A 14,801-nucleotide genomic window follows, 5' to 3' on the forward strand; every position below is an offset into this window, starting at 1 on the left:
GTTCAAGCGCTTTTGTTGCAAAGAATCGTTCTCAAAGAGGCGCTTGCAAAAAAATGGGACCAGGAGCCGGCAGTGCAGGAAAGGCTCGAACTCGTCCGCAAAAAAGCCATCGCCGAAGGTTATCTCTTTTCCATTACCAGTCCTCCTGACAATTATCCTGATGACGAAGAATTGAAAAGCGCCTACGAAGCGAACAAGGCCTCATACCTGATGCCCCGCCAACTGCAACTTGCCCAAATTTTTATTGCTCTTCCGGAGGATGCCGCGCAATTCGAGGTGGAGACTGCGCAAAACAGACTGGATCTCGTCCAGAAATCCCTCAACCAGACGGGAGCGGATTTTGCCGCGCTTGCGCGGGGGCAAAGCGATGACAAACAGAGTGGCGGAAATGGCGGCAATCTCGGATGGCTTCCCGAAAGCATGATTCAGCCTGACATCCTCAAGCAGGCTATTGCACTTTCGAAGGGCGCTGTATCCGCCCCGATCCGCATCAAAGATGGTTGGCATATCATCAAAGTGCTTGATACTAAGGAAGCCTATACCGCTTCGTATGAAGATATGCATGATCGATTGATTCAGCAACTTCGCTCCGAGAAAGCTCAGGCAAATCGCAATACCTATTTCACCAAGCTGTTGGGACAAAAGCAGATATCCATCAATGGCCCCGAACTACTTAAAGCCCTTGGGAAAAATCCAGAAAAAACACCTCAGTAATGTTGAAAATGGAAGGCAGAGCGAACACACCGTTAAAAACGGCAAAGCCGTTATATCTTTCAGCCCAGGGTTGCGAGGAACGAGCTGCTTTGGGCGTCTGTTTACAGCGCGCCAAGGAATTCGTCCAAGTTTACACCAGCCTGCCGGATCAGCCCGCGCAGAGTGCCGCGCTTAATCGGCTTGTGCATCGGCACAACGACAATGCGTCGGTCTCTTCCGCGCATGATATGGTGTGAACCGGTTTGATGATCGCTCGTAAAGCCGAGCCGACACAAGGCTTTCACGGCATCTGTGCCGTGAACATCCGCTGGCAGTTTCACGCAAGCGCAAGCTGCGGGTCACTGGCGAAATGCAGGCGTACCCGCTTCGGGGCTGGCACGCCCGCAGTATGAAAATAGCCCGTAGCCGCATCAAAAATCATTTCCTGTAACTCGCGCAAATCCTCGCCTTGCGTCGTAATGCCACCTTTGCCCGAAGGATCATCCCACGAGGCCACGAAGCAGTCTGCTTCCTCGTCGCGCTCAACATTGAAGGTAATCTCTTGCATCACAGATATTAGGCTACCGCATCCCCTTTTCCTGATCAAGAAGCTTCTCGTCCTCCGCACTGTCCGTGATTTTTACTGCTTATAACCCGGATGTCACTGCACCTCTGTTCTTGCCACGCTTTGGAACTGTACACTTCGCGGGGTTTTTCAGAAGCGGGCAAGGCATCCCGGTTAGTCGCAATTTCGTCACACAATCGCTTCCTAAATATAACCATTCACATCTTGAAAGCCGTCACTACTCACCCAAACTTGTTTCTGGGGCGGAGTTCTGCGGCGGCGGTGCGCTGGATGCTGCCTCCGGCCCATAATCCATCCTTGCGTGGAACAACAATGATCTTATATCAGACAGGTTGCCGGGCTGATAAGCGGGGCATTTTTCAATGCAACCCGCTCTGCGCCCCCCTGTCTGTTGTTTCCGTGGCACTGCCACTGCTATTATTCCTGTTGGCGCCTCCAACCCTTCAGGCCGGTGATGCGCTGTCCCACCAACAGGCTGTGGCAGCATTAAGGTCGGGCGGAGGCGGTGGATCGGGGACAGGAGGATCGGGCTCCGGCCCCTCTTCGGCATCGGATCCCGGCCAGGCTGCTGCCCAGGCCATGGCGCAGGCTTCGGCCCGGACGAACGATGCGCTGGCCCAAACGGCCCAGGCTTTGCAGGTCATGCGGGCGGCTCAAATCGCAGCCCGAACGCAGGCGATCTCGGGGCCCAACAACCTTGGAACCAACCCAAACAACCCGGCGATACAACTGCCCAATGTGCCGGACGGTCTGGCCGGGGGTGCGCTGGTGCCCGACTCCGGATTGTCACAACCCGGCGTGGCCAATCCGGTGGTCACTTGGGTGGGGGCCAAAACTCCGGTGCAGACGGCGAACGGCGGCCAGACCCAGGTAACCATTGAGCAAACCCAGCAACAGGCGCTGTTGAATTGGCAAACATTTAATATCGGAAAAAATACGCTGCTTGATTTTGACCAGAGCGCCGGCGGCGCCAATGTAAGCCAATGGGTGGCGTTCAACAAAATCAACGATCCCTCGCTGGCGCCCTCGCAGATACTGGGTGCCATCCAGGCGTTGGGCCAGGTCTATGTCATCAACCAGAACGGCATCATTTTCGGGCCTCATTCCCAGGTGGATGTGCATACCCTGGTGGCTTCATCCCTGCCGATCAATGACAACCTGGTCTCAAAAGGGCTGCTCAACAGCGCGGACTTGCAGTTCCTGTTTTCAACACAGCCGCTTGCAGCCGGAAAACTGGATAGCTCCGGCTTTACCCCGGTTTTTATCGACCCGCTTTTTACGGTGAGCGGCGCAGCGAATACCCATACGCTGACCCAAAAGCTGTCATCGAGTAATGCTCTGACAGTCAACTATTATCCCTCCGGCCCCACTCCAAAAAATCTTGTTTCCGGCACGGATTACACCATGAGCCTGGACGGGAGTGGGAATACTGTCCTGGCCTTTACACCCGCCGGGTTGGGGAAAATTGCTGGCGCTTCGGTCGGCGTTTCGTACGTCCCTGCCTCTGTCCATACCGGGGATGTAACGGTCCAGCAAGGGGCCATTCTCAATGGCACCCCGATTGTCAACGAGCCCGTCATCCTCGGTAATGCCGCAGCCACGCAAAAATTGTCCGACGTTGTGGCTGCCGGAACGGCGCCGACGGTTGCTTATACTCCGTCCGGCGGTGTTGCCACTCCTCTTAGCCTGGGTGTTGACTATACGTTGAGCGTCGATACCGATGGCAAAACCATTGTCATGCTCACCCAAAATGGCTTGGCTAAAGTTGCCGGTGCTCCAGCCAGCGTGGCCTATACTCCCGTGACCAACGGAGGCAGGATCGCCTTGGTCGGAGCAAATGTGAATAATGCCGGTACGATATCAACGCCCGACGGCCAGACCATCCTCGCCGCCGGATTGCAGGTCGGAATGGCCGCACATTCCACCAATGATCCGCATTTGCGTGGTTTGGATGTTTATGTTGGCGCCGCTGATCAATTCACTGGCGTTGCGACCAATACCGGTGTCATCGACGCTCCCAGGGGGAATGTCACTGTTGCAGGCAGGCAAGTCAATCAGATGGGCGGGATTGACAGCTCAACTTCGGTGGCGCTAAACGGGAGTGTTAATCTCATGGCAGATTACAGCGCGGCCATCAACCCCCAATACGATCCCGTCAGCAATCCGGATGTTCTTCCCTTCATTCCGCAATCCATCGACGGCACCGTGACTTTGGGGGCGGGCAGTGTGACCCGCATCCTGCCTGAAGTGGAGAGTGCCGATACCGTGGTTGGCACCGAGCTTGCCTTGCGTTCCCAGGTGAAAATGGAAGGGGCTGTTATTCATCTGGCCCCGGATTCCCAACTCCTGGCGCCCAATGCCGAGGTAACTTTGAAAGCCGGCGTCTGGCTTCCGAACAACGGTGGTTCTTTTATTTATAGCGACGGCCAGGTTGCCTTGGACTCGGGTGCGGTGATCAACGTGGCCGGCTCTGAAGATGTCAACGCCTCGGTCACGGAGAATATTATTTCCCTGCAATTGACCGGCACCGAACTGGCCAACTCCCCATTGCAGCGCAACGGCATGCTTCGCGGAAAAAAAATCCAGGTCGATATCACGCAATATGGCACTGACAGCAACGGCAACACCTGGATTGGCACTCAGATCGCGGACGTATCCGGTTATGCCAATTTGATCCAACGTTCGGTTGGTGAGCTGACAACCGCCGGTGGTTCGGTGACAATCAATGCGGGTGGTTCGTTGGCCATGCAGGCCGGCTCGAACATTGATGTCTCCGGCGGTTGGACCAATTACCAAGGGGCATACATCCAGACGACCAAGCTTTTGGCCGGCGGGAATATCATCGACATTTCCAAGGCAACCCCGGATCGCGTGTATGATGGGATCTATGACGGTTTTACGCAAAGTTCCGCCAAATGGGGCACGAGCCAGACCTACATAAACCCGCTTTTGGTTGGCGCCACATACAGGAATGGCTATGTCCAGGGTGGTGGTGGTGGTTCGCTTGCAGTTACCGCCCCCGCCATGACCCTGAAGGGCGGCTTGTATGGGAACACCGTGGCGGGACAACAGCAACGCATGCCGGATGCGAAGGTCAAGGCGACATTTTCCAGCACCTCGGTTTTGCCGGCCATGCGATCCATCCTGAGCGTGCCCGGAGCGGGTTCTTTGTCCCTGTCTTTTTTAAAACAGAATCCGGACCCATCCAACCCGGTTTTTTATTCTCCCACGCCACCTCATATAGCCTTTACATTCGGGCCCGCCTTGAATCCGGCAGATCCTATGGAACTCGATTTGTCGCCGCACCTTATTGGAGTTAACGGTTTTGGGAATCTCAGCATTGGCAACAGTGATGGCAACATTACGGTGCCGTTCGGCGTTGTCCTGGCGGACTCGCCTCTTGGTTCGATTACAATGACAGGAGCTAATATCGATATTCAGGGAAAAATAAGCGCTCCGGACGGAAATTTGAACTATACCGTTTACGACTTCACCCCCAACCCGGAATTCCAAGTCCTGCAACAGCCGCCTCCCACGCCTTCTCCTGATTCCTCGCGCGGGCATTTTATTCTGGGTTCGGCAGCCTCCCTGAGTACGGCAGGCCTCATTGTGGATGATCGCGCGGGTTCATCGCTTTCGCCCCTGGCCACGGCTGGTGGAACAGTGTCCATCAAAAGCTACAGCGCCGATCTGGCCGTCGGCAGCAAGATCGATGCGTCCAGCGGAGTGGCCCTGAGCGGGACCAGCAAAGAGGCTTTTGGGGATGGAGGCAGCATTACCATTAACGCGGGCCAGGATCCGGGAACACCGGCGCTCGTCGGCGGGATTCTTAACTTGAATGCCAGTCTTAGAGGTTATGCCGGTATCGGGAAAAAGGGCGCGGCGCTCAACATCCTGGCCCCCTTGATCCAAATAGGCGGCGCCACGACCGACCCGGATACCTTGCTGCTTTCGTCGGACTTTTTCAGCCAGGGTGGATTCAGCAGTTTCACGTTGACCGGCCTTGGAAAAGCCGATGGACACGGCGGATATTTTCCAGCAGTTTATATTGCCCCCGGCACTTCAATCACTCCTGTAGCCCAAAATTCCGTGATTGATCCGAACGCAGCCGGTATCGCGCTGACTTCCATACTGGCGCCCCAGGGGTTGCGTACCGGGGTCAATTTGAGCTTCGTTGCAGCGGGTGTGCAAGATTCCAACCAACCCCTTGGTTTGGCGGTTCGGGGTGATTTTTTGATGGGCGAGGGCGCTGTCATCCAAACCGATCCGCAATCCGATCCCACCCGGGGTGTTTCCATCAGCGGCTATACGGCAGCCGTGCTCGGATCCATTATCGCACCGGGCGGAACCATCAGCGTCAGTGGAAAAAGTTCCAACAGTTTTTCCATAAATACGTCACAGGCCTTGGTCAGTGTTTATCTCGGCCCGGACAGTGTTTTATCCACAGCCGGGACCACGTTGCTGGTGCCGGACACCAGCGGCCACGGCTATCGTACCGGTTCTGTTTTGAACGGCGGCGCCATTAAAATCAGCGGCAACATCATGGCCGAAGCCGGGGCCACCCTGGATGTTTCCGGCGCGAGCGATACGCTTTATCTGCCTGAATCGTACTCTAACGCTTCGGGCGGAGTATCGGCTCTCGTCCCGACTTTGATCGACAGCAACGGCGGATCCATCACTCTGGCTGGCATTCAGGAATTGTTTACGGATGCGATGCTAAAGGGCCATGCAGGTGGCTCCGCGGCACAGGGAGGAAATCTGTCCATTTCATCCGGATTTATAAAAACCGCCGGCATTGCCATCCCGTTGGATCCCAACTTATGGGTGGCCCAAAGCGGACTCACGATTCCGAAGCCTTTCGCCCCCGGCTCGACAGGAATCGGCCAATTGGTAACAGACACTGGAGGGAATGCCCTTCCGTTCCTCGGTCATTTTACGGCTGACAGCTTTTATTCCGGTGGATTTGACTCGCTCGCTCTTGGAGGTACGGTTCAATTTAGTGGACCCGTAACGATTACTGCCAAACGCAGCATCAATGTCGCCAGTGGAGGTTTCCTGTTGGGCGATTCTGCGATCAACTTAAGCGCACCCTATGTCGCCATAGGAACCTCATTTCACGCCCCATACTCGCCCTTGTCACCCCCGGCCAACATTTTCAGCGATGCGTTGGGTCGGCCATTTTACACGCCGCCGGCCTATGGCGCAGGCGATCTTACGGTTTCAGCCGGCCTTATCGACATCGGCAATCTTTCGCTGCAGGGAATAGGCAAGGCGAATTTTTATGCTGACAACGGCGATATCCGCGGCGGCGGTACGCTGGACGTCGCCGGGGACATCACCATGCGCGCTGGACAAGTTTACACCCCGACGGCTGTTAGTTTCACCATTGCAGCCTACGATCACGGCGCCACTCCCGGCAGTGTGACGTTTGAAGCGTCCGGCAGCCGGCAACTTCCAATATCAGCCGGCGGAATCCTGAACATTTACGCTTCCACTATCAACCAGGGCGGTGTCTTGCGTGCGCCTTTTGGCTCCATTAACCTGGGTTGGAATGGGCTGGGATCGACACCGGTGGATTTGATCACCGGATCGGGCGTTACGGATTCAAACGGAAATTCGGTTGCTACCCTGAATATTAAATCGACGCAGACACTGGCCTTGTCGAGTGGAAGTGTGACTTCGGTTTCGGGAGTCGATCCCGTAACGGGGCAGGGCTTGACCAGCCCCTATGGCACGAATCTCAATGGCGCGCAGTGGATCGATCCCAGCGGAACGGATATCACCACTGTCGGCCCGCCTGTCAAATCGGTCAACATCTCGGCGCAGCAAGTCACGGATGGATCCGGTTCGTCGATTGACATCAGCGGCGGCGGGGATCTGTATGCGTATCGCTGGGTTTCCGGTGTCGGAGGCACCCGGGATATTCTCGCCTCGTCAACCGCGTATGCTGTTATTCCGGGTTATCAGGCGGATTATGCTCCGATTGACCAAACCGTGGACAGCAATGGGGCGCATCCGTATCAGAATACTTCACTCAAGGTTGGTGACCAAATTTATCTCGGTGCCGGTAGTGGTCTTCCCTCAGGGGTTTACACCCTGCTGCCCGCCCGCTACGCGTTGTTGCCCGGCGCGTTTCTCGTGACTCCGAAGAGCAGCGTGGTTCCCAACGGCACAACGGTCATGCCCGACAGTTCCAGCCTCGTTTCCGGTTATCGTTTCAACAATCTGAGCCCTCTGCCGACAGGCCGGCAGCCCTTGTTTGCATCTTTTGAAGTCGCGCCACAGTCCGTACTCCGCGCCCGGGCCGAATATGACCTTTCCCTCGCCAACGGTGATGTTTTCATCAACAACGGCATCGCTTCGCTTCCGAACAGTTTTTTTGTTCAAAGTGCGCAGACGAATAATCTGGCCGTGCCTCGTTTGCCCCTGGATTCGGGGCAATTGGTGCTCGCCGCGACCCAGGCGATGGCCATTCACGGCGCCGTCGATTCGCAGGCTCCGGCGGGCGGACGTGGCGGGCTTGTCGATATCAACAGCCCGTCCGATATTCTCATTGCCGGTCCCGGCGCCAGCGGAGTTCCAGGGGAGCTGGTACTCGATTCGTCCGGCCTGACAAACTTCGGCGCCGGAAGTTTGCTGATTGGCGGTGTCCGCCAGATCGGCGCCAATGGTACGACGATCACAGTCACTACCCACAATATCACAGTGGACAATGCCGGAGCGCCGTTGAAAGGACCGGATATAATCCTGGCCGCCAACCAAAGCCTTGCCTTGGCCCAGAATGCCGATATCGAACAGATTGGCACAGCCTCCGGTCTTGATAATATATTGCTCATCGGCAATTCAACGTCGGGCAAGGGTGACGGCGCCCTGCTCCGTGTCAGCAGCGATGTTTCGACGCAATTGGTTCGCTCCAGCGTGGATTCCTCCGCCGTGCCGCTCATGACAATTGGGCAGGGAGCAAGGATTTCAGGCGCCAGCGTTACGCTGGATTCGACTTCCAGGACAAGCTTTGATTCAAGCGCTGTCTTGAGCGGCCAGACTATCAACCTCGGCAGCGGCCAGACCAGCCTTGTGCTGGATAACAGCCAGCCGGTGACTTCCGGCCTGGTACTTTCCAACGCGGCCCTGCAGAATCTTCAAAGTTCCGCGCAGGCCCTGTCCTTATTGAGCTATTCCACGATTGATATTTATGGGACAGGCCAGATCGGTACGCCAGGATTTAACAGCTTGGTACTGCACACTGCGGCAATCCGGGGTTATAACAACGGGGGTGGGACAGTGAGCTTTATGGCTCAGAACATCCAACTGGACAACTCCCCGGGCAGGACAGTCGCCGCTCCGGCGCCGGTGCTGGCCGGCACCCTCGAATTTGATGCCTCGACCCTGCGACTCGGTGTCGGCCAGTTGGGAGTTGATCTTTATGCAAATCTGAATCTGAATGCCAGTGGTGGCGTGCTCGTGGAAGGGAACGGCGGGCTGGCCGCGCAGGGGAATATCCATATCATAACTCCGGAGATTACCGGCGCCGCAGCGGCTGCTCAGTCCATAACCGCCGGGGGATCCCTGCTCATTGATAAATCCGGCGTTTCAACCATTGACAGCCTCGGAGGGTTGGGTGCCAGCCTGGTTTTGCAGGGGGCCAATGTCTCAGTGAACACCGATGTGACTTTGAAAAGCGGTTTGCTCAAGCTTCATGCTTTGAATGGCGGAGTTGTTGTGGGAGGTATTCTGGATGCAGGCGGCAGCGCCAAGGTGTTCTTTGACCAAATAAAGTACAGTAACGGCGGCCAGATTATTTTGGAGTCGGACACAGGTTCCGTGACCTTGGCTTTGAGCGGTAGCGTGTCGGTTGCAGCCCAATCGGCTGCTGGCGATGCTGGAACGATTTCCATCAGCGCCCCGGCGGGTACGTTTGTGCATGATGGAGCTTTGTCGGGGCAGGCGGGCGCAGGCGGGCAGGGCGGCAGTTTCTCCCTGGATGTGGCAACGATGGATCCTTCAACCGTTCTGGGCGGCAATGACCTGGCTTCACTCGAGCTGGCATTGGCTTCGAATGGTTTTGACCAATCCCAGTCGATCCGTGTCCGGGGTGGCGGCTCCAATGGTGTCAACAATGATGTCTATGTCGCTGCCGGAACTACAGCCAGGGTGCACACATTCAACCTTTCGACTGACCAGGGTTCGATCACAGTTGGCGGCAAAATTGATGCCAGTGGCGCTACCGGTGGCGCCGTTAATTTGACGGCGCAAGGCAGTGTGGTGCTGGAGAGTGGGGCAATCCTGACCGTGAAAGGGGACACCTTCAACGATGCCGGCAAAGGTGGCGCGGTCACTCTTGAGGCCGGTTCGGAAACCAACGGCAGCTTCAGCAATCAAGCCTTGGGCGCCGGCCCTCAAATCCATATTCAGAGTGGTTCCGCCATTGACCTTTCCGTTGCTCAAAATGCAACTCCAGCAGTCACAAGCGCCAACGCTGCAATAGGCAAATTCAGCGGAACGCTGAATTTGCGGGCGCCGCAGACGGCAGGCAATACGGATCTTCAGATTAAAGAAATTGATGGAACCATTCTGGGCGCCTCCAGCATCCTGGTGGAAGGCTATCAAGTCTATGCGCCCGCTGTCGGCTCGATTAACAACACAGTGGAATCTGCTGTTCAAAATAACGGAAACACCTTCGGCGGAAATGCTGCGGCAATCACCAACCGCTTGTTTGCCGGCAATGCCGGATTGAAACCACTGGCTGTCATTGCTTCCGGAGCGGAAATCATCAATACCAACGGCAATCTGACGTTGTCCATCGATTGGGACCTCCACACTTTCCGTTTTGGTCCAAACAGCGCACCTGGTGTTTTGACCCTGCGCGCTTCGGGGAACCTGGTTTTTAACGGCACCTTGAGTGACGGCTTTAACGGTTCCACCTACAACGCCACGCTCCTCGCCGCCAATCCTGCGCTTCCGCTTAACGCCCAGTCCTGGTCCTATCGCCTGGCCGCAGGTGCTGATTTTAGCGCCGCTGATTTTCACCAGGTACAGTCTTTGGCAAGCCTCGCTGCTAATAGCGGATCACTTAAACTCGGCATAAATGGCACAGGCTCGCCTTCGGTTGGAAACACCGGAACAAAGGCCCTGACCAGCGATGCGGTCAAAGGCCATTATCAGGTCATCCGCACCGGCAGTGGCGATATTGACATCTCCGTTGGCCGCGATGTTCAATTGCTGAACCCATTTGCCACGATCTACACCGCTGGCGCCAAAGTCACGGATCCAACCCTGGGCGGGACATTTGTGACGCCTCCCTCGGCCAACATCAGTTCAAGCTCCGAAGGCAACCTGGGGGCCACCCAGGAAACCCCGACCTATCCCGCGCAATACAGCATGGCGGGCGGCAATGTGACCATCGCGGCCCAGGGAGACATCAAACATCAAACTCTTTTCCAGGGGCAACTGATCGATGATTCCGAAAAACAACTCCCGGATAATTGGCTCTACCGGCGTGGTTATATGGATCCCACGACAGGCCAATTCGGCATCGCCAAATTTGGCGACGTGGCCTCGACCACATGGTGGGTGGATTTCAGCAATTTCTTCGAGGGAGTGGGCGCGCTCGGCGGCGGCAATGTTACTCTGGTTGCCGGGGGCGATGTCCGCAATGTTGATGCTGTGATCCCCACCAACGCCCGCATGCCTGTTGGAAAACCGAATGCGGGCAACATGGTTGAATTGGGTGGGGGGGATTTGAGCGTGACGGCAGGAAACAACATCAGCGGCGGCGTTTATTATGTCGAGCGCGGCCAGGGTACGCTCAGCGTCGGCAACACCATTACCACCAACAGCACGCGTTCCCCGTCCGTGCCGCAGTATCTCAGTTTGAATTCCACAGTTTTGCCCTCCCAAACGTGGCTGCCCACGACCTTGTACCTTGGCAAGGGCGGCTTTGACGTGACGGCCCGCGGAAACGTGCTGCTCGGCCCCATCGTTAACGCCTTTATGCTGCCCCAGGGCATCAGTAATACATTTTATGACAAAACCTATTTCTCGACCTATGCGGCTAATGACACGGTGAATGTTTCCTCCCTGGGAGGCAATGTTACATTCAGGAATGATGTCACGTTGCCCGGCAACGAGCAAACCACACCCGTCCTGATCGCTTGGCTTGAAAATGTGAATCTCTTGAGATCGTTGCCTGCCACGGTTTCATTTTATGAACCCTGGCTCAGATTGGTCGAAACCGATGTCGATCCCTATTTCGATACTTTTGCAGCACTGGCCCCACCCACCCTGCAGGCAACCGCATTTTCGGGCGATATTAATCTGGGCGGCTCGATAACCCTGTCGCCTTCGCCTGGCGGTACTGTGGATTTTGCGGCCACAGGCTCGATCAACGGCCTGCAATCCAACGGCGTTACTAATTTCTCTGCCACTTTTACTCCGATCACTTCCTGGGGTTCCTCCCAGATCAATCTTTCCGATGCCGATCCCAACTCCGTACCCGGCGTGGCTTCGCCGTCTGCTGTTCAAGCGGTTCCCGGCGTTGGAATCTCCACCAATGTCGCACGGCAAACCAACTCCCAACTGCTTGGCTCCCTGGGCGCCATGTTCCAGGAATCCGGATCCACAGAAGGTACGCATGCCGTCTTGCAGGCCAAACAGGTTCTTCATACGCCTGGTTTGCTCCACCAGAATGATCCCAATCCGCTTCGTCTCTATGCGCTGGGCGGGGATATCTCGGGTCTGACTCTCTTTTCCGGCAAATTTTCCAGGATTTACGCGGGCAATGACATCACGGACACTTCCTTTTATATCCAAAACAACAATGCGGCGGATATTAGCATCGTCAGCGCGGGCCGTGACATCATTCCCTACGATGCGAATTCGGCGTTGCTCCAGGCAGCCAGCCAGCCCGGAAATGTCACCAATAGCGCGCTCAATAATTTCAACACCAGTCCTTATCAAGCCGGTGATATCCAGATCAGCGGACCGGGCACACTCGAAGTCCTGGCCGGACGAAATTTGAATCTTGGCATCGGCGCCGGCAATTCCGACGGCACCGGCGTGGGCATCACCAGCATCGGAAACACCCGCAATCCCTATCTTTCCTTTGGCGGGGCTGATATTATCGCTGGGGCGGGTATCGGCGCGCCCGCGGGGGACCTGGCATCACCCTCATCCAAATTTGATTTTTCCGCTTTCATTGCTGCGATTCTCAACCCGGCCACAGCCGGCGCCCAGGCCACACGCTACTTGCCTGACTTGCCCGCCCTCGCCCTGCCTGCGGATACTTTCAGCCAGCAAGCTCCGGCGACTGGTTATTTAAATAATCTGGGAGTTCTCTTGGGCCTTTCCGGCAAGCCTACCGGCCAGCAGGTCTTGGCTGCGTTCAACCTGCAACCGCCAAGCCAGCAAACCTCTCTTGCATGGAATGCTTTTCAACAATTGCCTGCTTCCCAGCAGGATGTGCTTGCCCTTGGCATCTTTTACCTGGCTCTGCGCGATGCGGGCCGCGACCACAACAATCCTTCCAGCCCGGGCTTCCAAAGCTTCGCATCTGCCAACGCCGCGATTGCCGCCCTTTTCCCGGGAAATACCTGGAAAGGGGATATCTTGACCCAGGGCCGCGATATCCGGACCACCAGCGGCGGCAACATCAGCCTCTTCGCGCCCGGAGGCGGACTGACCCTGGCCTCCACCGCCATTGGCAATCCGCTGACGCCACCCGGCATTGTCACCGAAGACGGCGGCAGCATAGCCATCTTCACCCGCGGCAGCGTGAATTTGGGAATCTCCCGTATTTTCACGCTGCGGGGTGGTAATGAAATCATCTGGTCCAGCAACGGGGACATTGCCGCCGGCGCTTCGTCCCGCACTGTGCAGTCGGCCCCGCCCACCCGCGTCCTGATCGATCCGCAAAGCGGCGATGTGCAGACCGACCTTGCCGGATTGGCCACCGGCGGCGGTATTGGTGTCTTGAATACGGTTCCCGGAGTCAAACCGGGCGACGTCGATTTGGTTGCTCCGAACGGAACCATTAATGCCGGCGATGCAGGCATCCGGGTGTCAGGCAATCTGAACCTTGCCGCCGTTCAGGTCCTCAATGCGGGGAATATCCAGGTGGGCGGCCAGTCCGCCGGGGTTCCCGTGGCGGCGCCTGGCGTGAGTCTGGGCTCTTTGACCTCCGCCTCCAACACCACCGCCGGGGCTGCCAGTGCCGCAGCCGATGTCGCCAAACAGGCGCAAAATGAGGCTGCTGGTGCTCAACAGGGAGAAACGCCGCCTTCCATCATCACCGTCGAAGTGATCGGTTACGGCGGCGCCGACGGTCCGCTCTAATCCCCTCCTATCAAATTCTCCATTATACACAAGTACTGGATCGCCACGGCCCAGAAGACCACACACCCCGAAGCGCTCCGCTTTCTGCCCCTCTTGATAGAGGGGATTGGGCCTCCTAATGAACAGAGGTGACAATATGTTGAAAGATAGGATGTTGGCTAAAACGCCAACGGCGTTTCGCCCTTCAGCCCAGGGTTGCGAGGAACGAGCTACCCTGGGTAAAATAAAAAAATCATCCCGAACCCTGAAAGCGGTTCCGGCCAGTCTTCACGCAAGCCATGATGCCACAACTCCGATAGGCATCGCGAGTGAACTCCTTCAGAGTTGGGGATATATTTTTACAGATATTTTACTATCTGGACACAGAGGCAATTGTGATACTTGAAGTGGACCATAAAAAACATCGAAGACGCCGAATGCGACCCTTGATGTTTGTGAAAAAAGGCTAAAGAGCTATGAAGAAAACAAGCGCCAAAAACAAAAAAATAATAGACAATGGGTGGAGAGAGCCGTTCAGGATTTTCTCACGTCTTTCCGACGCCGACATGGAACTTGTCGAAACCCGACTTGCCGCCAGCAGGCTGCTTAGAGCCACAAGAGAGAAGGGCAGGCTCACGCAGGAGGCTGTGGCCGAAAAATTGCATACCAGCCAATCCCGCCTCGCCAAAATGGAAGCGGGCGATTCGTCCGTATCGCTTGACCTTCTTTTCAGGTCGCTTTTTGCGATGGGAGTCTCCCGCAAGGCGCTAACGTCAGTTTTCTGAAGCTTTTTCAGCGTAGTTGCGTACGCCGCAGGCGCAGGGTTCGCACACCGTCCGCCGCGGCGGACTTTGGCGGACGTGAGAAAATGTGCTGGCTGTTTGTTTTTAACCCAATTTGTCCTCCTTTGCGCGCGTGGCGACCTTGGCGCGAAATGTGTGTTCTGGATTGCCGCGTTGTCGGGCTTTGCCCTCCTCCTCGTCCGCAGCGGCGGAACGCGGACGTGTGGACTCGTCATCACGAGGAGTCCTCGACGTGGTGATCCATGTGTTCTCTTCAGCTTTCTTTTGCGTTTTTTGCGCCTTTTCGCGGCCAACCCTTAATGTCTTTTGCCGTTCTTGGCGTGCGTGGCGACCTTGGCGCGAGAATGGTTTTGGACCTTCCCATTTGTCCTCTTTGCGTTCCTTCGCGATCTTCCTGTAATGTTAAGTCT

General features: G+C 56.3%; 5 protein-coding genes. 3 read left to right on the forward strand and 2 right to left on the reverse strand.

The window, feature by feature from the left end:
* Positions 1-72 precede the first annotated feature (72 nt).
* Positions 73-714, forward strand: coding sequence for a peptidylprolyl isomerase (locus tag PHD76_01660; protein MDD5260532.1), 642 nt, complete (start codon positions 73-75; stop codon positions 712-714).
* A gap of 101 nt (positions 715-815) precedes the next feature.
* Here the strand turns inward: PHD76_01660 and PHD76_01665 are convergent, their stop codons facing one another.
* Together PHD76_01665 and PHD76_01670 are read right to left on the reverse strand one after the other, a co-directional pair.
* Positions 816-1,034 (reverse strand): type II toxin-antitoxin system HicA family toxin, encoded by a 219-nt coding sequence (locus PHD76_01665; GenBank protein MDD5260533.1) that lies wholly within the window; start codon positions 1,032-1,034, stop codon positions 816-818.
* On the reverse strand, positions 1,031-1,261 hold the full coding sequence (locus tag PHD76_01670; protein MDD5260534.1) for a hypothetical protein: 231 nt from the start codon (positions 1,259-1,261) through the stop codon (positions 1,031-1,033). Before PHD76_01670 ends, PHD76_01665 begins: the two co-directional genes overlap by 4 nt.
* A gap of 417 nt (positions 1,262-1,678) precedes the next feature.
* Here PHD76_01670 and PHD76_01675 point away from each other — a divergent pair, with 417 nt between their 5' ends.
* Both PHD76_01675 and PHD76_01680 read left to right on the forward strand, forming a co-directional pair.
* Entirely contained in the window at positions 1,679-13,609 is an 11,931-nt protein-coding gene (locus PHD76_01675; GenBank protein MDD5260535.1) for a filamentous hemagglutinin family protein, read from the forward strand.
* Positions 13,610-14,064: 455 nt separating this feature from the next.
* Positions 14,065-14,373, forward strand: coding sequence for a helix-turn-helix transcriptional regulator (locus tag PHD76_01680; protein ID MDD5260536.1), 309 nt, complete (start codon positions 14,065-14,067; stop codon positions 14,371-14,373).
* Positions 14,374-14,801 lie beyond the last annotated feature (428 nt).

It is taken from the genome of Candidatus Methylacidiphilales bacterium (assembly GCA_028713655.1).
In the GTDB taxonomy this organism is placed as follows: domain Bacteria; phylum Verrucomicrobiota; class Verrucomicrobiia; order Methylacidiphilales; family JAAUTS01; genus JAQTNW01.